At 66.2% G+C, this 18,817-nt stretch carries 15 protein-coding genes, 3 pseudogenes and 1 other annotated feature; of the genes and pseudogenes, 9 read left to right on the top strand and 9 right to left on the bottom strand.

The window, feature by feature from the left end; all coding sequences use genetic code 11:
- Window positions 1-291: 291 nt before the first annotated feature.
- Window positions 292-957 (top strand): hypothetical protein, encoded by a 666-nt coding sequence (locus tag D9599_RS22990; RefSeq protein ID WP_198383637.1) that lies wholly within the window; start codon window positions 292-294, stop codon window positions 955-957.
- Here D9599_RS22990 and D9599_RS22985 read toward each other — a convergent pair.
- From D9599_RS22985 to tnpA, 4 genes are all read right to left on the bottom strand, one after another.
- Window positions 882-1,481, bottom strand: a complete 600-nt coding sequence (locus D9599_RS22985; protein ID WP_198383636.1) for a plasmid pRiA4b ORF-3 family protein — start codon at window positions 1,479-1,481, stop codon at window positions 882-884. The genes D9599_RS22990 and D9599_RS22985 overlap by 76 nt on opposite strands.
- Window positions 1,478-3,031, bottom strand: coding sequence for an IS66 family transposase (tnpC, locus tag D9599_RS22980; protein WP_198383635.1), 1,554 nt, complete (start codon window positions 3,029-3,031; stop codon window positions 1,478-1,480). Before tnpC ends, D9599_RS22985 begins: the two co-directional genes overlap by 4 nt.
- A 61-nt stretch (window positions 3,032-3,092) precedes the next feature.
- Window positions 3,093-3,440, bottom strand: coding sequence for an IS66 family insertion sequence element accessory protein TnpB (gene tnpB, locus D9599_RS22975; RefSeq protein WP_198383634.1), 348 nt, complete (start codon window positions 3,438-3,440; stop codon window positions 3,093-3,095).
- Window positions 3,437-3,805: an IS66-like element accessory protein TnpA gene (gene tnpA / locus D9599_RS22970; protein ID WP_198383633.1), complete on the bottom strand. Its 369-nt coding sequence runs from the start codon at window positions 3,803-3,805 to the stop codon at window positions 3,437-3,439. Before tnpA ends, tnpB begins: the two co-directional genes overlap by 4 nt.
- Before the next feature lie 112 nt (window positions 3,806-3,917).
- Between tnpA and D9599_RS22965 the strand changes: the two genes are divergently transcribed.
- Window positions 3,918-5,258 carry a bifunctional diguanylate cyclase/phosphodiesterase gene (locus D9599_RS22965; protein ID WP_198383632.1) on the top strand — a complete coding sequence of 447 codons (1,341 nt, stop codon included), beginning with the start codon at window positions 3,918-3,920 and terminating at the stop codon, window positions 5,256-5,258.
- Here the strand turns inward: D9599_RS22965 and D9599_RS32010 are convergent.
- Window positions 5,215-5,487 (bottom strand): transposase, encoded by a 273-nt coding sequence (locus tag D9599_RS32010; protein WP_198383631.1) that lies wholly within the window; start codon window positions 5,485-5,487, stop codon window positions 5,215-5,217. The two genes, D9599_RS22965 and D9599_RS32010, sit on opposite strands and share 44 nt — an antisense overlap.
- 45 nt (window positions 5,488-5,532) lie before the next feature.
- Between D9599_RS32010 and D9599_RS22955 the strand changes: the two genes are divergently transcribed.
- The 3 genes and pseudogenes from D9599_RS22955 (at window position 5,533) to D9599_RS22945 (ending at window position 7,561) form a co-directional block, all read left to right on the top strand.
- Complete coding sequence (locus tag D9599_RS22955) at window positions 5,533-5,688, top strand: YcjX family protein (protein ID WP_309228689.1); 156 nt, start codon at window positions 5,533-5,535, stop codon at window positions 5,686-5,688.
- A 267-nt stretch (window positions 5,689-5,955) separates the two neighbouring features.
- Window positions 5,956-6,324: a hypothetical protein gene (locus D9599_RS22950; RefSeq protein ID WP_198383629.1), complete on the top strand. Its 369-nt coding sequence runs from the start codon at window positions 5,956-5,958 to the stop codon at window positions 6,322-6,324.
- 12 nt (window positions 6,325-6,336) lie between these two features.
- Window positions 6,337-7,561: pseudogene (locus tag D9599_RS22945) on the top strand (IS3 family transposase).
- Window positions 6,621-6,737, top strand: a sequence feature (AL1L pseudoknot). (Overlaps the previous pseudogene by 117 nt.)
- 16 nt (window positions 7,562-7,577) lie before the next feature.
- Here the strand turns inward: D9599_RS22945 and D9599_RS22935 are convergent.
- The 3 genes and pseudogenes from D9599_RS22935 to rpoD form a co-directional block, all read right to left on the bottom strand.
- Window positions 7,578-8,246: pseudogene (locus D9599_RS22935) on the bottom strand (helix-turn-helix domain-containing protein); the annotation flags it as partial.
- A 157-nt stretch (window positions 8,247-8,403) separates the two neighbouring features.
- Complete coding sequence (locus D9599_RS22930) at window positions 8,404-9,702, bottom strand: ISNCY family transposase (RefSeq protein WP_198383626.1); 1,299 nt, start codon at window positions 9,700-9,702, stop codon at window positions 8,404-8,406.
- 183 nt (window positions 9,703-9,885) lie between these two features.
- Window positions 9,886-10,794 (bottom strand): annotated as a pseudogene (gene rpoD / locus D9599_RS22925) (RNA polymerase sigma factor RpoD); the annotation flags it as partial.
- 108 nt (window positions 10,795-10,902) lie between these two features.
- On the opposite strand from rpoD, the gene D9599_RS22920 reads away from it, so the two are divergent.
- Window positions 10,903-12,038, top strand: a protein-coding gene (locus D9599_RS22920; RefSeq protein ID WP_198383624.1) for an IS3 family transposase whose coding sequence is annotated in 2 segments (ribosomal slippage) — window positions 10,903-11,170 and window positions 11,170-12,038 — 1,137 coding nt in all. Because the reading frame shifts where the segments join, the coding sequence is not laid out codon by codon here.
- Here the strand turns inward: D9599_RS22920 and D9599_RS22915 are convergent.
- Complete coding sequence (locus tag D9599_RS22915) at window positions 12,007-13,083, bottom strand: RNA polymerase sigma factor region1.1 domain-containing protein (protein WP_198383623.1); 1,077 nt, start codon at window positions 13,081-13,083, stop codon at window positions 12,007-12,009. The two genes, D9599_RS22920 and D9599_RS22915, sit on opposite strands and share 32 nt — an antisense overlap.
- Window positions 13,084-13,351: 268 nt before the next feature.
- Between D9599_RS22915 and D9599_RS22910 the strand changes: the two genes are divergently transcribed.
- From D9599_RS22910 to D9599_RS22900, 3 genes are all read left to right on the top strand, one after another.
- Window positions 13,352-14,680 (top strand): IS1182 family transposase, encoded by a 1,329-nt coding sequence (locus D9599_RS22910; RefSeq protein WP_198383622.1) that lies wholly within the window; start codon window positions 13,352-13,354, stop codon window positions 14,678-14,680.
- A 466-nt stretch (window positions 14,681-15,146) separates the two neighbouring features.
- Complete coding sequence (locus D9599_RS22905) at window positions 15,147-17,057, top strand: DEAD/DEAH box helicase family protein (RefSeq protein ID WP_198383621.1); 1,911 nt, start codon at window positions 15,147-15,149, stop codon at window positions 17,055-17,057.
- Window positions 17,058-17,347: 290 nt separating this feature from the next.
- On the top strand, window positions 17,348-18,364 hold the full coding sequence (locus D9599_RS22900) for a tyrosine-type recombinase/integrase (protein WP_198383620.1): 1,017 nt from the start codon (window positions 17,348-17,350) through the stop codon (window positions 18,362-18,364).
- Window positions 18,365-18,817: the final 453 nt, after the last annotated feature.

The following is an 18,817-nucleotide window of genomic DNA, read 5'->3' as shown; positions in this document are numbered from 1 at the left end:
TTAGAAACAAGGGAAGGACCCAGCGGAGCTTGGCGCGAGGGCGACCCGCCAGGTAGCCAACCGCCCGTCGTGCCTGGGTCAGCCGCGGGCAAGTCCGCCCGGCTAGAGTTGTACACTGCAAGCGGTCCGTCCCATGCTGAAACTTTGCCCACGAGAGAAACATCTCCGAACGACGGTTTCGTCGATCCCGCCCACTTGGCGCCGCAAGCTGAAAAATGAGCGATCTCCAGGGGAGTATTTGGCGGTTCTTGTTAACACATTGTTTGCCAGCGCCTCGGTAGTCTCAGGCGAATGTCGGACAGCACGATCCAGCGCCTCAGGCCGGTGACCTATATCCTCGCCCGAGCGGCTCGAGGCTGGGTCAGCAAACGTCCACCCATTCCCTCCAGCACTGCGAAGATAGGAGCGCCAAGCCGCACCGTAACGCGCACGGTCACCGTGCTGACAGGTTTTGCGGCGCTGTTGATCGCCGCTGCCCTTCCGGTGACCTACCTATCGGCCGCCCACTTCCGCCTGCGCGGCGCGCTCGAAGCGAGCGCCACGTTGCACGCGGCCGAGGTCGCGGAGTTATCGCGAGTCAACCCGGCGCTCTGGGAGTTTGAAGGGCTGAGGATTTCAGCCCCGGCGGAGGGGAGGGCATCCGTCGAGCGGCGACGCGTTTTCAACGAGCAAGGCCGCCTGGTGATCGAGTCTGTTCCCGGGAAGGAACTGGCCTGGCCTGTGCTCAGCCACCGGGAGCCTATCAACGAGGGGGGGCAAAAGCTCGGGGAGGCGGAAGCCGCACGCTCGATGCGGGATGCGCTGCTCACGATGCTGCTGGTCGCTTGCGCATCCGTCTGCCTGGGTGGGGCGATTTGTACCCATCCGCCGAGGGCCGCGGGTCAGATTGCAGGTTTGCGCTTGACGGCTGGCTTGCGCGACCATGCCTTGGCCAGGGCTGCGACGGCCTTGGCATGATCGTCGATGTCGATCGTGTTGGGATCGGACGGCCCGCCAGCCCATTCGATCATCTCGGCATGGTTTTCGTGCTGCGGATCGGCGACGGCCTCGAGGAACTCGGCATAGCCCCAAGGGCCGCCAACATCCTCGGGCGGGCAGCGCCCCACGGCGTCGATGAGGAGCGGGTATGTCAGACCGGGCACGGCATCGGTGATGCGCTCGATCTTGACCGTGTGTTCCCAACCATCCCCGAAGTCGTAGAGGTACCGAAGGGTCTTCGCGCCGGTGTCCTCGATGACGTCCAGGAGACGCGCCTTGCGAGCGTCGAGGGGGCCTTCGCCCCAGTCCGGGTCGGGAATGCCCCAGCCCACATCGCGGGCACGGATCTCGTAGAGATGGCTGTTGGTCCAGCCCATGGCGGCCTGGAGCACAAGGTGTAGGCGATCGAGCCGGATCGTCAGCGGCACCTCGACCCGGCGCAGGACCGCGGGCTTGACCTCATCAAGGGTGATCTTGAGCCGCGCGATGCTGTTGGTGGTCATGCCGCCGCCTTTCGTCGCTCTATCTCCCTGGCCCAGTTCCAGGGCAGCAGCCCATCCAGCCTCGAGACGGGATGGTCGGCAATCCTGGCCAGGACATCGGCGAGCCAGGCGTGCGGGTCGATGTCGTTCAGCTTCGCCGTGGTGATGAGCGAGATCATCACGGCAGCCCGCTCGCCGCCGCGGTCACTGCCAGCGAACAGCCAAGCCTTTCGGCCGAGGGCGATGCCGCGGAGGGCGCGTTCCGCTGCGTTATTGGTCAGGCAAACCCGGCCGTCGCCAAGGAACCCGGTGAACGCCTCCCAGCGCTTGAGGGCGTAGTCCAGCGCCTTGGCCAGATCGTTGTGGCGCGACAGCCTTCCCCTGGTCTCCAGCATCCAGGCATGGAGGTCGGCGACCAGCGGGGCCACCACGGCGGTGCGATGGGCCAGGCGCTCCGCGGCCGGTCGCCCGTTCACCTCGCGCTCGGCCTCGAACACGCGGTCGATGCGCCGCACGGCCTCGGCCGCGAGAGGCGCGCGAGCGACCTCGGCCAGCTCGAAGGCCTTCCGGCGGAAATGCGCCCAACACGCCGCCTCCGTGATCGGTCCCGGCTTGCGGTCGGGCCGGTAGAGCTCGCCGAACCCAGCATAGGCGTCCGCCTGCAGGATGCCCGCGTAGGAGGCCAGGTGGCGCCTGGGGTGCTCGGCCGTGCGGTCGCGGGAGAAATGGAACAAGGCCGCGGGCGGAGCCGGTCCGGCAAAGGGCCGGTCGTCGCGGACATAGGTCCAGAGGCGGGCCGTGACCGTTTTGCCGCGGGCGAGCAGGGGCACGGTGGTGTCGTCCCCGTGCAGGCGCTCGGCGGCCAGGACATGGGCCCCGATGAGGGCGTGGAGGGGCGAGAGGACCGCGGCCGCGGTGCTGACCCAGTCGGCCAGGGTGGAGACGCTCAGCTCCACCCCCTCCTGAGAGTAGGTCTCGCTCTGGCGGTTCAGCGGCAGGTGCTGGCCGTACTTGGCCTCCAGCACCATGGCCAGCAGGTTCGGCCCCGCGCGCCCACGGGCGATCGGGTGGAACGGCGCGGGCGGCTGGGTGATGGTCTCGCAGGCCCGGCAGCTGAACCGCTCGCGCACGGTCTGGACCACCTTCCAGGACCGAGGCACCACCTCCAGGGTCTCGGTGACGTCCTCACCCAGCTTGGACAGCTTGCCCCCGCAGCAGGGGCAGGCAGAGGGCGAGGGCACCACCACCCGCTCGCGCGGCAGGTGGGCGGGCAGAGGGCCCCGGACCGGCTTGCGCGGTGGTGCCCCGGGCTGCCGCTCCCCGCCCTGGCCCTCGGTCCGGGTCGCCTCCTCGGCCATGGTCGCGACGAGGTCGCCGAGTTCCAGCTCCAGCTGGTCGATGAGCTTGCGGCCGCGCTCGGAGGAGGCGCCGAACTTGTCGTGCCGCAGCTTGGCGATGACCAGCTTGAGGTGCGCGATCATCGCCTCGGCGGCGATGCGCGCCTCGCGCTCCGCGGCAAGGGCCACGCGGAGCGCCTCGACATCATCGGCAGGGTCCGGCGCGGCCGTCATGGAGGGAGTGAATCAGACGGCGAAACCCACCGCCAGCACAATCACCCCTGTCCTGACAGGATCAGCCCGCGACCTGCGGCCGGTAGGTGTGCTGCGGGTTCCTCCAGTCGATCCCGTCCAGCATGTAGGCCAGCTGAGAGGAGGAGATGGCGACCGCGCCATCCGCGGGGGCAGGCCACAGGAAGCGTCCCCGCTCCAATCGCTTGGCGTAGAGCGACATGCCGAGCCCATCGTGCCAGACGATTTTGAGAAGGTCGCCGCGCTTGCCGCGAAAAACGTAGAGATCCCCAGCATGCGGGTCACGCCCGAGCGCCTCCTGCACCTGCAGCGCTAGCCCGTTCATGCCACGGCGCATATCGGTGTGACCAACGGCAAGCCAGACCCGAACACCCGATGGAACCGGGATCATCGCCGAAGCACCCCCAGCACGCGCCGCAGCGCCGCCGCGTCCACGTCAGTCCCCACCCGCACACAGGTGCCATCCGGCAGCGCGATCTCGATCTGTGGGTTCGTCGCCATCCCGGGCGCCACAGGCTCGGGCAGCACAGGGCCACTCACCTGTACCGGAAGAAACATCGGCTCCGGCGCGCCACGCACCGCCAGCCGACCCTGGCGCAACTGACGCCGCCAGTACCATAGCAGCCCACGGCTGATGTCGTGTCGCCGCGCCACCTCCGACGTCCGCGCTCCAGGCTGTGCCGCCTCGGCCAGCACGCGAAGCTTGTCCTCGGCACGCCAGCGACGCCGCCGCTCAACCCCGGTGATGATCTCCATCCCGCCCCGTCCTTTGCGTCGCCCTTATGAGCGTCACTAAGGTCAGCGAACATCACCCCTCAAAAAAGGCGGTACTCGGCGGATAGGTACGGCGATTTTCGCGGTCCTGCGGGTGCTTCCGCTCCGGCTACTGAACCAGGCACTGGAGCGAGCCAGCTATCTTGCCGCGCATGACCTGCTGACCGGCTTGCCCAACCGCGGGCTGTTCACCGACCGGCTTCGGCAGGCGTTGGCGCTTGCGCGTCGTGACGCCGAGCCGCTTGCCGTTCTTTGTCTCGACCTGGACCGCTTCAAGGAGGTCAACGACACGCTGGGCCATGCTGCCGGTGACCGCCTGCTCCAGGAGGTCGCGAAACGGCTGTCCGCGGTTGTGCGGGAGAGTGACACGCTGGCGCGACTGGGAGGAGACGAGTTCGCTATCATCCAGCCTAAGGCGCGCCAACCGGAAGCGGCCGATGCCCTCGCCCGTCGTCTCATCGCTGCTCTGGAAGCGCCGGTCGACTTGGGCGGTGATTGGGCAAGTGTCGGGGTCAGCATTGGGATCGCCATGGTCGATCAGAGTGGGTCCGCTGATCTGACCCAGTTGATGCGCGACGCCGATCTTGCCCTCTACCAGGCCAAAGAAGGTGGCCGCGGCGGTTACCGCTTCTTCTCGCCCGAGATGAACCGGAAGCTGCTGGAGCGGCGAGCGCTGGAGGCTGATCTGCGCGTCGCCCTCGCTCGGGGCGACTTTCGCCTTGCCTATCAGCCGCAGGTGAACCTTGAGAGCGGTGCCGTGATGGGGGCTGAGGCGCTCCTGCGGTGGGAAAGGCCAGGCGTCGGCAACATGCCGCCCGATCGCTTTATCTCCGTGGCCGAGGAGACTGGGCTGATCGGGCCCATCGGCACCTGGGCGCTGCAGGAGGCTTGCCGGGAAGCGATGACCTGGCCTGACCACCTCACCATCGCCGTCAACGTGTCCCCTGTTCAGTTCCGTCAAGCCGGCCTGTTCGAGGCTGTCGTCTCGGCCCTGGAAAGCAGCGGCTTGGCTCCTGAGCGCCTCGAGGTGGAGATCACCGAAGGTGTGTTGCTGAACGACACCGATGAGACGCTGGCGACACTGCGACGGCTGCGGAGCTTGGGTGTGAAGATCGCGATGGACGATTTCGGCACCGGCTACTCCAGCCTCGGCTACCTGCAAAAGTTTCCCTTCGACAAGGTCAAGATTGATCGCTCCTTTGTCCGCCACCTTGGGGACGATCGCAGCGCCGAGGCCATCGTGCGTGCGGTGGTGGGCATGAGCCATGCTCTTGGTGTGCACACCATTGCCGAAGGAGTGGAGACCGCCATACAGGCGGACATGCTGCGCCAGAAAGGGTGTGAGGAGGTTCAGGGCTATATGTACGGCAAGCCGATGCCGGCGGAGGCATTCACCGAGATGCTGGTCCGTTCTGCTGAAACCGCCCGCCTGTAGAGGTGGGCCTGCGGAGCATGACGCGCAACATGGGCATGTAGGTGAGCATCTCGTCAGTCCTCTTGAGGTGCTCGTAGGCCTTGGCTTTGCGCCAGCTGCGTCCGATCCAGGCAAACGTTCGTTCCACCACCCACCTGTGCGGCAACACGTTGAAGCTTTGCGGAACCTCGAGTGGCAACTGACCTGGAGCAACCCAGACGCCTTGCAGCCCGGTCCACCAGTGCCTCACGATGGAGAGCTTTCAGCCGAGCATGGAAGCTAGCCAGTTGGTTAGATCGCCCGCAGACCGCCGCAGAAAGGTTTCTGGAACCAGCGGCGCTTCATGCTGCCGGTGTTCGAGCCGCCCAGGATGGAGGCGAGTGGCCTGAAGGCCATTCCGCATCTCGGGTTGGACAAGGTGCTCACGACGCTGCTAGGCGACAAGCTGTGACCGGCGAGGCCCTCAGCCCCGTCCTGCTTGAACCACCGGGCGAGGAGCCGCCCATGATGGTCACCAGCCTGGCACCAGAGGCGGGCGGGGCGTTGCCACCCGCCGCGGGCCTGCTGGACGGGGCGGCGGATCTGCTGCCCCTCCTGGCGCCGGCGTTGCTGGACCGGAGGGCATGCCGGGAGGGCGCGTCGACCACGGCTGGGCTCCTGGCCTGCTGCGCTCCTGGCCTGCTGCGCACAGGGCGGTACCCAGGGCTCGCTGAACCCGATGGCCGCTGGCTTGACCGTGCTGCTGCTGGGATGGCTGGTGCTCTCAGCGGTGGGCTTCGTCGGGGACCAGTTCGCCCGCTCGGCTACGCTGAGCTGGATCACGGTGCTGGTCTTTGGTGCCGGGCTGCTGGCGGTGCTCTGGAGAGTCTGGCGGGAGGTGCGCTCCTTCCAGCAGCTACGCAAGGTTGACGCGCTTCGCGCCCTCCTTTCCCAGGACGACGCACCGGTGGCGCCCGCACGGGCTGTGGCGCTGGCGCGGCTGGGCTTCCTGCACCACTTGCCCGACCTGAACGTGGCGCACAAAGCAGTCGCCGCCGCACCGGATGAACTGAACCGCCCCGGGTTTGTCGGAGGCCCCAACTGTTGAGAAGATGGGGCTATGACAAAGAAGACGTCCAACCGGTTTTCGCCTGAGGTACGGCAGCGGGCTGTGCGGATGGTGCTGGAGCATGGGGGCGACCATGCCTCCCAGTGGGCCGCAATCGGCTCGATCGCGGCCAAGATGGGCTGTACGGCCGAGACGCTCCGGAAGTGGGTGCGGCAGGCTGAGCGCGACGCGGGTCAACGACCTGGCGCGGCGAGCGAGGAGCGGGAGCGCATCAAGGCACTGGAGCGCGAGATCCGCGAGTTGCGCCAGGCAAACGAGATCCTGCGGAAGGCATCGGCGTATTTTGCGATGGCGGAGCTCGACCGCCGACCGAAGCCATGATCGCCTTCATCGACGATCAACGCGAGGTCTACGGTGTCGAGCCGATCTGCGGGATCCTGCGGATCGCACCGTCGACCTATCATGCCCATGTCGTGCGACGGGCCGATCCGGCGCGGGCCTCGCCTCGAGCTCGGCGGGACCTGGTGCTCATGGAGAGGATCCGGCAGGTGCATGCGGCCAACTTTGGGGTTTACGGCGCCCGCAAGGTTTGGCGGCAGCTTGGCCGGGAAGGCACCGTGGTGGCCCGCTGCACGGTGGAACGCCTGGGCGGATAGGCCTGCGCGGCGCTGTCCGCGGCAAGGAGACCAGGACGACCATCGCCGACAAAGCCTTGCCTTGCCCGGCTGACAAGGTGAACCGGCAGTTCCGGGCGCCGCAGCCGAACGCTCTATGGGTATCCGATTTCACCTATGTGGCGACCTGGCAGGGCTTTGTGTATGTGGCCTTTGTCATCGATGTCTTCGCCCGCCGCATCGTGGGCTGGCGGGTGTCGAGGACGGCGCATGCCGACTTCGTCCTCGATGCTCTCGAGCAGGCGCTGCATGACCGTCGTCCGCTGAAGGGCGGTCTCATTCACCATAGCGATCGGGGCAGTCAATACGTTGCGATTCGGTACACAGAGCGGCTACTCGAAGCCGGGATTGAGCCCTCCGTCGGTAGCATCGGTGATTCCTACGACAATGCGCTGGCCGAGACGATTAACGGCCTGTTCAAGACTGAGGTGATCCGCCGACGCGGCCCTTGGCGCAACATGGAGGCTGTCGAGTTTGCAACTCTCGAATGGGTGGACTGGTTCAACAACCGCCGCCTCCTCGAGCCGATCGGCAACATCCCGCCGGCCGAGGCCGAAGCGCGCTACTATGCCGCCCAGCAGGATGTTGCGCTGGCGGCCTGACTCAAGTTCACCAGCCTCCGGCGAACCCGGGGCGGTTCAGAACCCGAAACACCTCGTGCTTGTCCGAGTAAAAAGCAAGCGGCTTGCCGTGTGCCTCCAGGTAGGCCCGCACCGCCACGAAGTAGGAGAACGCCGACTCGCTCGGCACAAACCGCAGCAGCAGAAGGCGGCTGGTGGCGTCGTCCACAAACGCCAGCAAGGTGCAGACGGAGCTGCGATCCTCGAACTAGGCATGCTCGGAGCCGTCGATCTGAACCAGCTCGCCGAGGCACTCGCGCCGACGCCGCGGCTGGTGCGGTGAGGGCAGGCGGGCACGCCGCTCCAGCCACAGCCCATCCGCGACCATCCAGCTCCGCAGCGTTTCCCGCGACGCCTTGCAGCCATGGCGTTCCGCAGGCTTCTCGGCCGCAAGCGTCGGACCGAAGTCGCTGTAGTGCTCTCGCACCAAGCTCATGGCGAGCTGCCGCACCGCGTCGGGCAGACGCCGGTTGCTCGGCGTGCCACGCCGTTTAGAAACCAGGCTTGCGGCACCAGCTTCCCGTATGCCTCGCAGCAAGCGGAATACCTGCCGGCGCGACCGATTCAGCAGAGTACAGGCATCAGCCACCCACGGCCGGCCGGATTGTACACCTAGTAGCACCTCAAGTTGGTCGAACTCGTGTCTGCCCATCGTCACAACCGCCACAGCCAGCCTCCCACGGCAGAACTGCCGGGCAGGGTGCCATCTCTATCTGGCACAGGAGTAACAGCTTAATATTGCGCTTACATACATTGTTATTCACCATTAGAGAAGTCCCAGTTTGTCACGGACAGAGATGTCACAAGGCTGGTTCCGAGCCGCATCAGGTGACCCCAAACATGTGATTCGGCTGTGCCGTTCTTCTCGGAGCCCGACTGCTGCGTGTCTTGGGCGGCATCTGCGCCTGCAGCACCTGGCAGAACTCCAGTGCTTCGGTGAGACGCTTGTTTTCCACGACGTCGCCCTGGGTTGCCCGGGTGATCCGATCGAACGTCCGGTAGGGCAGGGACCTCCCCTGGCATCGGACCTCAACCCGTCCGTCCGGGAAGTCGTATACGGTCACCTTCTGCCGTGGCAGTGCCCGTGTCACCTCGTTCGGCTCCAGCAGAAACATCACACGGTCATACTGCACCGTCAGTGCGTAGGTCACCGTCCGCTCCACTCGCCAAGCGAAACTGTCGCCAAGGTTATCCTGCGGCGCCAAGGGTCGGTGTTGGTCCTTGGCAACCCGCGCCGGCTTGCCGAAGCGCGCGTTGTAGGCTGCCATGAAGTCAGGCAGCCAAGCGTTGCCACGCTCTGGATCACTGATCCCAGCCAGTCGTAATTCCTTCACCAACCGGTCCTGCAGCGTCTTGTGCGCCCGTTCCACACGGCCCTTCGCCTGCGGTGCATTCGCGCACAGGATGTCGATGTTCAACTCGTGCATCGCACGGCCGAATTGCGTCATGCCGTCGCCCCCGGCAGCATCGGTTTTGGCCAGGCGGAATACGGAGTGCTTGTCGCTGTAAAAGGCAATCGGCTTTCCATGCGTCTCCAGGTACTCCCGCGCGGCCTGGAAGTAGGCAAAGGCACTCTCACTGGGCGCAAACCTCAGGTGCATCAGTCGACTGGTCGCGTCGTCCACAAATACCAGCAGCGTGCAGGGAGGGCCTCGGTCCTCGAACCAGTGGTGCTCGCAACCATCAACCTGCACCAATTCCCCCAAACAATCCCGGCAGCTCCGAGGCTGGTGGACCCGCTTGCCGCGATCCCGCCGCTTAACCCAAAGCCCCTCGGCCACCATCCATTGCCGCAACGTTTCGACGCCGATTGGCATACCGTGCAACTCAGCCAGCTTCTCGGCCGCCAGGGTCGGCCCGAAGTCGGCATAGTGCGCCCGGACCAAGCTCAACACCGTTCCGCGGAAGACGCTCCCGTGCGCCCGGTTGCTCGGCCTGCCACGCCGCCGAGAAATGAGCCCGTCCGCGCCCTCAGTTCGAAAGGCGCGCAAGAGCCGATAGGCCTGCCGCCGCCCAGTGCCCATCAGCGCCGCCGCGTCCTCCACAGGCATCCGGCCATCCGCCAGATCCACCAGTGTCTGCAGGCGAGCGAGCTCCTTGCGACTCATCGTGATCACCGTCATCCACCGCCACCCCAGCGCCCAGGAACCACCAGGCCAACAGTGTCAGCTCTATCGGTGAGGCGGGTGACATCTCTATCGGTGATCTACATACATTAGTCGCATAATAGTATTTATGTAAAATTGTTGGGAAATCTCTGGTAAAACCATGCGCTTACGTAGCCTCCTGGCGCGTAGGTTCTGCCCTCAACCCTCCTCAAGAAAGGTGCGCAGTTGCCTGCCCCGGGTCGGGTGCTTCAGCTTCCGCAGTGCTTTGGCTTCGATCTGGCGGATGCGCTCGCGGGTTACGCTGAACTGCTGGCCAACCTCCTCCAGGGTGTGGTCGGTGTTCATGCCGATCCCGAACCGCATGCGAAGCACCCGCTCCTCACGAGCTGTCAGGCCGGACAGCGCCTTTGTGGCGGCGTCCCGCAGCCCGGCTTGAACAGCAACGTCGAGCGGCATTACGGCGTTCTCGTCCTGGATGAAGGCTCCGAGGGTGCTGTCCTCTTCGTCACCGAGCGGCGTTTCAAGGCTGACGGGCTCGCGCGCGATCTTCTGCGCCTTGACCACCTTCTCGACCGGCATACCCATCTTCGCCGCAAGCTCAGCCGGCGTCGGCTCCCGCCCGAGTTCGTGCATCATCTGCCTGGAGGTGCGGTGCAGCTTGTTTACGGTTTCAGTCATATGCACCGGCACACGAATGGTGCGCGCTTGATCCGCGATGCTGCGTGTCACGGCTTGGCGGATCCACCAAGTGGCGTAAGTGGAGAACTTGAACCCGCGGCGATACTCGAACTTATCGACGGCTCTCATCAGGCCGATGTTGCCCTCCTGGATCAGATCCAGGAACTGCAGGCCGCGGTTGGTGTACTTCTTGGCGATGGAGATCACGAGGCGGAGGTTGGCCTCGATCATCTCCTTCTTGGCGCGGTTCATGTCGCGCTCGCCTTTAGCCACGACCGCTTGCACGCGACGGAACTCGGGGATAGGTAGTCCTGCCTCCTCCGCGATGGCGTCGATGGCGGTGCGCGCCTCCTCCAGTTCCGAGGCATGACGTGTTGCGAGAGCCATCCATCCCCTCCCCTTCCGAGAAGAAAGCTGAGCCATCCAGCCCGCCGAAGAGGCGGAGGCGTGGAGAGGTGGCTCGGGGAATTTGGACAGGTTGGATGAGTGGAGTTTCTGCCTGACGGCGGCCAGGATGGCTGCAGATTAGGAGAGACGATGAGCAAGCGACCTCGACGGAACCATTCCCCGGCTTTCAAGGCGAAGGTGGCGCTGGCTGCCGTGAGGGGCGAGAAGACGCTGGCCGAGCTGGCCCAGCAGTTCGACGTGCACCCGAACCAGATTACGACGTGGAAGGCCCAGCTCCTGGAGGGGGCTGCCGGGGTGTTCGGTTCCGAGACCGAATCGGACCTGGCCACGCCGGCGGTGGACGTCAAGACGCTCCACGCGAAGATTGGCGAGCTGACGCTCAGCAATGATTTTTTGTCCGGCGCGCTCAGCAAAGCCGGCCTGCTGAGCGCAAAGCGATGATCGACCGCGAGCATGGCCTGCCCATCGCCAGGCAGGCGAGCCTTCTCGGGATCAGTCGGGGCAGCGTCTACTATCTGCCGCGGCCGGTGTCGGCGGCCGACCTTGCGGTGATGCGCCGGATGGATGAACTGCACCTGGAGTTCCCGTTTGCAGGGAGCCGGATGCTGCGTGATCTCCTGAACAAGGAAGGTGTCGAGATCGGCCGATGCCATGTTGCGACGCTGATGAAGCGCATGGGCATCGAGGCGATCTATCGCAAGCCGAACACCTCCAAGCCGGCGCCGGGCCACAAGATCTACCCGTATCTGCTGCGCGGGATGAAGATCGAGCACCCGAACCAGGTCTGGGCCATGGATATCACCTACGTGCCCATGGCACGTGGTTTCGTCTACCTCGCCGCCGTGCTCGACTGGTTCAGCCGCCGGGTCCTGTCCTGGCGAGTGTCGATCAGCATGGAAGCGGCGTTCTGCGTCGAGGCACTGGAGGAGGCCATGGTCCGGCATGGCCGGCCTGACATCTTCAATACGGACCAAGGATCGCAGTTCACCAGCCAGGCCTTCACCGAAATGCTGCTCAAGGCCGGTGTCGCCATCAGCATGGACGGCAGGGGCTCCTGGCGCGACAACGTCTTCGTCGAGCGGCTCTGGCGCTCGGTCAAGTACGAGGAGGTCTACCTGAAGGCCTATGAGACCGTCGGCGAGGCCCGCGCCTCAATCGGCCGCTACCTGACCTTCTACAACGGCCGCAGGCCTCATTCGAGCCTCGACCGACAGACGCCAGACCAAGCATACTTCACCCGGCTCCCGCAGATCGCGGCGGCCTAAACCCGGCAGGGCTCCACTTATCCCAGCACGAACTGCTGTTCAGACAAACCGAGCCACCTCTGTGGTAAAGGGCGAGAAAATCTTCACGCTTCACGCCCGCTGTCTCTGCAATGCGGAGCAAGCGCCCTTCTGCGCCCATGAGGCGCTTGTTGATCTCACGTAAGCGCTCGACGAGTTCGGATATGCGGTTAGCGTGAAGGTGCACGTCGCCGACGAGCGCCACCAACTCCCCGCGAAGCCGGGTAAATTCGGCCTCATCCATCTGTCCAAGGGCGTGCCCCTCAACATAGGCCGCCATGCGGCGTGCCTGCAGGCCCCGCACCACTTCGGAGGCGGCGTCGATCGCTTCGAAGGCTGCCATGGCCTCGGGCTTGACCTGCTGTTCGAGTACCGAGGGCGTGACCATGCTGCCTACATCGCTGGCATCACCAACCTCATCGTCGTCCGGGTCCGCCGTCTCGTTCGCCACCCCCTCGGCTGCGCCCGCCGTCGCCTCCAGGTCGAGGACGTCACGAAGCAGCATACTTCCGTCCTGAACCGCCCGGTACCAGCCCAGGATGGCGTCGAGTACCAGTGGCGCCTCGCAAAGTCCCTCGATCATGGCACTGCGCCCGCTCTCGATGCGCTTGGCAATGGCGATCTCGCCTTCTCGGCTCAGCAGCGTGAGCGTGCCCATATCCCGCAAGTACATGCGGACTGGGTCGGCGCTGCCCCCGCTTTCCTCCTTGGCGTTCCCTGCCGGCTCCTCATCAGTTTCGGTCGCGGTCACCGTTCCTTCTGTGGGAACCTCCTCGTCCACTTCCTCTTCGTCAGTGATCTCGACGCCTATGGCCGACAGCACGCCCAAAGCATCCTCGATACGATCTGAGGAAAGCTGGTCCGACGGAAGGGCGGCAGACACCTCGGCGTGGTTGACGTGACCCCGGGTTCGCGCAATCGCGATCAGGTGTCGCAGGGCCTGGTCTTCCGCATCAGGCAGTGAAGAAAGAAGTGCCACCTCCCGCTCGTCCAGGACCAACTCGCCGAAGGGCTCCATCACCGCCATGCCCGCTCCCCTATGCTGTTCAGCTAACGCAACCGCATTCCAACCGCATTTTTTGGGAGATTGGGACAACCTGAAGGTTTTTCTATCAGGGACCTGTGATGTCCCTGCAGTCCTGACATCTGAGGCCGTGATCACTCGGCATTGGATGCCCTGGCTGCGCTGCGTCAGGGCCTGAAGGGGCCAACCATGCCATCTAAAGCTAGGAGCGTGTCCCGGTAACGGCTGAATTGGCTCGACAGGTGGGCTGGGTGGTGATTCGCTCGCCGGTATGACGAAGAGCTTTCGGCCCTGGAAGGTGGACGAGGTCTGGCTGCTGCCGCCCTCGGTGCAGGAGTTTGTACCTCAGGGGCATCCTGCGCATCTGGTCCGCGACATCGTGGCGGAGGAACTCGACCTCTCCGCCATCCTTTCGGCCTACACGGAGCCTCGTGGCTATCCGCCGTACCACCCTGCGATGATGGTGGCGCTGCTGCTCTACGCCTACAGCCGAGGCGTCTATTCGTCGCGGCGGATCGCGCGTGCCTGCGAGGAGCGCCTGGACTTCCAGGCGGTGACGGCGCTGAGCCGGCCGGACTTCCGCACCATCAGCGAGTTCCGCCGGCGCCACCTGACGGCCTTGGCCGACCTCTTCGTGCAGGTGCTCACGTTGTGCCGACGTGCCGGCCTGGTCGGGCTCGGCCATGTCGCGGTGGACGGCACCAAGCTGCGGGCCAATGCTTCCAAGCACAAGGCGATGAGCTACGCCCGGATGGGCCCGGCCGAGGCCGAAATGGCGGCCGAGGTCGAGGGCTGGCTGGCGCAGGCGGAAGAGACGGATGCCGAGGAGGACGCCACTCTCGGGGCCGAGCGGCGCGGCGACGAGATGCCGGCCTGGATGCGTGACAAGGCGCGCCGCCTGGAGCGGATCCGTGCCGCGAAAGCGGAACTCGAGGCCGAGGCGCGGGCCGCAGCCGCCGCCAAGCCGGATCCGGGAACCAAGGCCGATGGCTCGCCGAGTGGGCGTCGCGGACGCAAGCCGAAGCACCCGCCGGGCGAGCCCAGGCCCACTGCACAGCGCAACTTCACCGATCCGGAGAGCCGGATCATGAAGGGCCGCGACGGCTTCGTGCAGGCCTACAACGCCGGGGCCGCCGTGGATGCGACGGCGCAGGTCATCGTGGCGCATCACCTGACCAACAACGCCTCCGACCAGGACGCCTTGGGACCGCTGCTCGGCGCCGTCACTACCAACACCGGCGTTACGCCCGCCGAGGTCTCCGCCGACAGCGGCTACTGCTCGGAGGCCAACCTGGCCGACCTCGACCGGCGCGGCATCCGCGGCTACGTCGCCACCGGCCGCGCCAAGCACCCCGATGGCGGCGAGGACCGTCGCCGAGGCCCACTGGTCTCAGCCATGCGGCTGCGGCTCAGACGCGCCGGCCGTCGCAGCCGCTACCGGCTACGCAAGCAGGTGGTCGAACCCGTGTTTGGGCAGATCAAGGCGGCACGAGGGTTCCGACAGCTCCTCCTCCGCGGCCTTGAGAAGGTGAAACACGAGTGGGCGCTGGTCTGCACCGCCCACAACCTCACCAAGCTCGCCAAGGCAGCAACAGGATGACCCGCACTGCAAGCTGGCGCACTACGGGCGCCCCTCAACGCTCCACAGTGTCAGCTCGAAATGTGGTTACCGAGACGGGCTCCTAGGCGGCACTGGCGACTTCCCGTTATCAAGCCGCCTCAACGAGGCCTAATCAAAGCGGTGTATAATCTTGATCTCTACTCCCGCAGCAGCCTGACGGTTATGCAGGCTCTGCTGCTTCTTGCGACGACGCAGCAAAAAGACAGGCCGGCGAGGCTGGTGGGGTGCCTCAAGCCGGCCCTGCCCGCCGGCTCTGGGGGCAGACCACGGCTGGTGACTGACTTTACGGGAATATTGCAGTCAGGGCGACACGGGTATTTCCTGGCCGATCAGCATCAGATTTTTACCCGAGGCTGTTGAAGTGGCTATGACGCGGCGAGGGGGTAGACAGAGGAATCGGGCTGAATCAGAGTCTTGGCGTGCCCTGCCCTCTGCATAATTGCCTGTGACAGCCCGGCCCCTACGCTCACACCAGCAGCAGCTTGCCGGCGTGATTGAGGCGATCGTCACGGGCGAAACCTCAGCGCGCGACATTCTGGCTGCGGTCACGCCCGGCGGTGGCAAGTCGCTGCTACCCGTGATCGCCGCAAGCCGGCTGGTCGCAGCCGGTGTCGTCGATCGAATCTGCTGGGTGGTGCCGCGCGACAGCTTGCGGCTTCAGGCGGAGGAAGCCTTCGCCGATCCTTTTTGGCGCGATGCGCTCCGCCATGGTCTGTCCGTACGCGCCGCCGACAACACACCAGACCCGAGCCGGGGTTTATCCGGTTACATCACCACCTACCAGGGCATCGCGGCGGCGCCGGATCTGCACCTGGCCGAGTTTCGCCGCCACCGCACTCTGTTGGTGGTGGACGAGGTGCACCACCTCCCTGCGCTTGCTGACATTGACCCGGTCACTGCCGCACAGTCCGAGGAGGATGAGGGCCAAGCCAGCGCCTGGTCGCGCGCCATCCTTCCCCTGCTGGAATGCGCCCGCGTGCGGCTTCTGCTTTCCGGTACGCTGGAGCGCGCCGACGGCAAGGGCATCCTCTGGCTGCCCTACCGTAAAGGTCCCAAGGCCCGCACGCGGGAGGTGGCACTGGACGCGGAGGGCTGGGCCGTGGTCGGCTACTCCCGCGCCCAGGCGCTTGCCGAACGCGCCGTGCTGCCCGTCACCTTCGGCGCGCTCGACGGTGAGGCCAGCTGGCGCGACGAGGACGGCAACGAGCTAGGCCCGCATCGCATCTCCGGCTTTCACCCGGACGAGACAACGCGCCCTGCCCTCTTCACCGCGCTCCGCACCGGGTTCGCCGAGGCCCTGCTACGCGAGGCGTTCGTGGCTATCCGCAATCTACGCGCGCGGCGCCGTCAGGCGCGTGGGTTGGCGCCCGGCGAGGCGTCGCGGGGACTGGGTAAGCTGCTGGTTGTGGCACCCGACCAAGCAACCGCGCGGTACTACCTCGCGGTGGTGCGGCAGTGGGTCCCGGCGTCACAGGCCGAGATCGTGGCCCAGCTCGCCACCTCAGATACGCCGCGGGCACACGAGCTGCTCGCCGCTTTCCGGCTGATGCCGGAGCCCTCGGTTCTGGTGACAGTGGCCATGGCCTATGAGGGGCTGGACGCGCCAGAGGTCGCAGTGGTGGCCGCCCTTACCCACATCCGCTCACGTCCTTGGCTGGAGCAGATGGTGGCGCGCGCGACGCGCGTGGACCCGAACGCTGGGTCCTACGAAACCCAGCAGGCCCTCGTCTTTCACCCGGACGACCCGCTGTTCAGCCTGTTCCGCCGACGTATGGAGACGGAACAGGGCACCATGGCGCGCCGCCCAAAGCCTCGTCGGGGGCAGTCCACGCTGCCCGACTGGCTGCTGGATCAGCTTCCCGCCCCGAAGGAGGGCATCGTGCCGCTCTCATCCAACGCGCTCGCCATGCGGTTCGACCGTCTTGCGCCCGGGCCGGAGCTGGCGATGCGCCGCCCTGAGCAGGAGGAAGTGCAAGGCGAGCTTCTGGAGGTGCCCTCCGTTGTCGAACGGCGCCTGCGCAACCGCCTTGGCGAGATGGTGGCGGCGCAGGCCGTGGAGGACGAGGCGTCTTTGGCCGGGCCGCACCGTGGCGTGGCAGGGGCCGGGCTTTATCACCGGTACAACGCGGCCCTGAAGCGGGTGACTGGTGACAAGGCGCGAGCTGCCATGACCTTGGCCGAGTTGGAGGCGGCGGTAGGTTGGCTGGAGCGCAACCGATTAGCTGACCACCTACACCTGCTTGACGACGATCCCCGTTATGCTTGGTCAGCGCGCAAGCGCGGAGAATGGAAGCCGCCGGTCGGACGTCCAGCGAGGCTGAAGCCCGAAGTGCCCCCCTCCTGCGAGATAGGATAAAGCCGACTTTTATAGAAGAGAGTCCCCCTCCCTTCTCAGATATTAAAAGAATTCAGTGTTAATGTTAGGAACCAAGCCGCCGGGCACATTATTTTTTCATTATTTTATATAACACCCCTTTACGTAAGTCCGGTGTTTGGCAGCCTTGTTCGAGCGCCGCCGGGGCGGCAAGCTCCTCCTGGAAGGCCCCGTCGAGGTCGGGCGAACGGGAAGGTGAGGATGCTCAGCGACGTGACTTCCGGGCCTAGCGCCACCCCGATGCGCCCAACAATCGCTGGAAACTCAGGGCTATGAGCAAGCTGCCCGCTGCCGCATCGCCCGGGAACGGCGCCGCCGTTGAGGCCGCGGCACAATGGGTGGCCGAGCCGACGGAGCAGGGTCTCGCTGCCCTGCTGGCGACGGAGGAGTACCTGAAGCTTTCCTTCGCGCCCGCCACGCAGCGCGCCTACAGCACGGATTGGAAGGACTTCATGGCCTTCTGCGCCGCGATGGGCTTCATCGCCATGCCGGCCACCCCGAAGACGGTCAGTGCCTACCTCGTGCATTCGTCCAAGACCCGCTCGCCCGCGACCGTCCGGCGCCGCCTGGCGGCGATCCGGTTGGCGCACCGTCTGGCCCGGGTCGCGGTGCCCACCGAGGATGCCGAGGTGCAGACCACCCTGCGCGGCGCGCATCGCCGGCACGACCGCCCCACCCAGCAAGCCGCCGCCATCCGCCTGGCCGAGCTCCGCCGGCTCCTGGCAACCTGCGAGGACGACGCCGTGGGGCGGCGCGACCGCGCCCTGCTGCTGCTCGGCTTTGCCGGCGCGCTGCGGCACTCGGAGATCGTCGCGCTCGATGTCACCGACGTCGTGCAAAAGCCCGACGGCCTCCGCCTGCGCATCCGCCGCTCCAAGACTGACCAGGAGGCCGAAGGCGCCGAGGTCGGTATCCCCCGCAGCAAGCATCCCGCGACCTGTCCGATCCGGGCTCTCGAGGCCTGGCTGGCCGTGCTGAAGCACCGTACCGGGCCACTGTTCCGCGCCGTGCATCAGAGCGGCGCCATCGGACGTGACCGCCTGAACCCGGCCTCGGTGCGGTTCGTCCTGCTGTCCCGGGCCGGCAAGGCGGGGCTACCGGTGGAGGGAGCGAGCCGCCTCACCGCGCACGGCTTGCGCGCCGGCTTCATCACCGAGGCCTACGACCACGGCCTGCGCGACCGCGACATCATGGGGCACAGCCGGCACCGCGACGTGAAGACGATGCACGGCTACGTCCGTCTCGCCCGCCTCCTCACCGACAGCCCGGCGGGCCAGGTCGGGCTGTGACGGCCTTCCGCTTTCCCTGGGACGAGGCGCCGGTCCGGCCGTCCCGCCCTCGGGAGGCGAAGCCGAGCGTCCCCAAGCGGCCGCGCGGGCGTCCGAAGGAAGCTTCAACCGACCATCCCGGGGCGGATGCGCCGGCGGCTGCGCCGAAGGACCCGGAGCGGCAGGGGACGGCGACCACGACCGGGGACGTGGCCGTTCATCACACGGAGTGGCTGCCGTTCCGGCTGACCGTCCATGGGCCGGCCGAAGCGGTGGCGGCCTTCGCCGCCGCAGCGGCGGGGTCTGGCGTCACGCCCTGGCAAGTCGACTTCGCGGCGCTGGAGGAGGACGTGTTCCATCGCCTGGCCTCCCTCTACCCCCGCACCGGGCGGCTGTCGCTGGAGGGCTGCCGGGTCTTCGCGGCCCAGCTGCGTGAGCGCGCCGAGGATCGGCACCGGCAGGTCCTAGTGGCGG

Source organism: Roseomonas sp. KE2513 (assembly GCF_016107305.1).
Classification (GTDB): Bacteria; Pseudomonadota; Alphaproteobacteria; order Acetobacterales; family Acetobacteraceae; genus Roseomonas.
The sequence above is the reverse complement of the archived record's forward strand: the minus strand, read 5'-3'. Positions and strand labels throughout refer to the sequence as shown.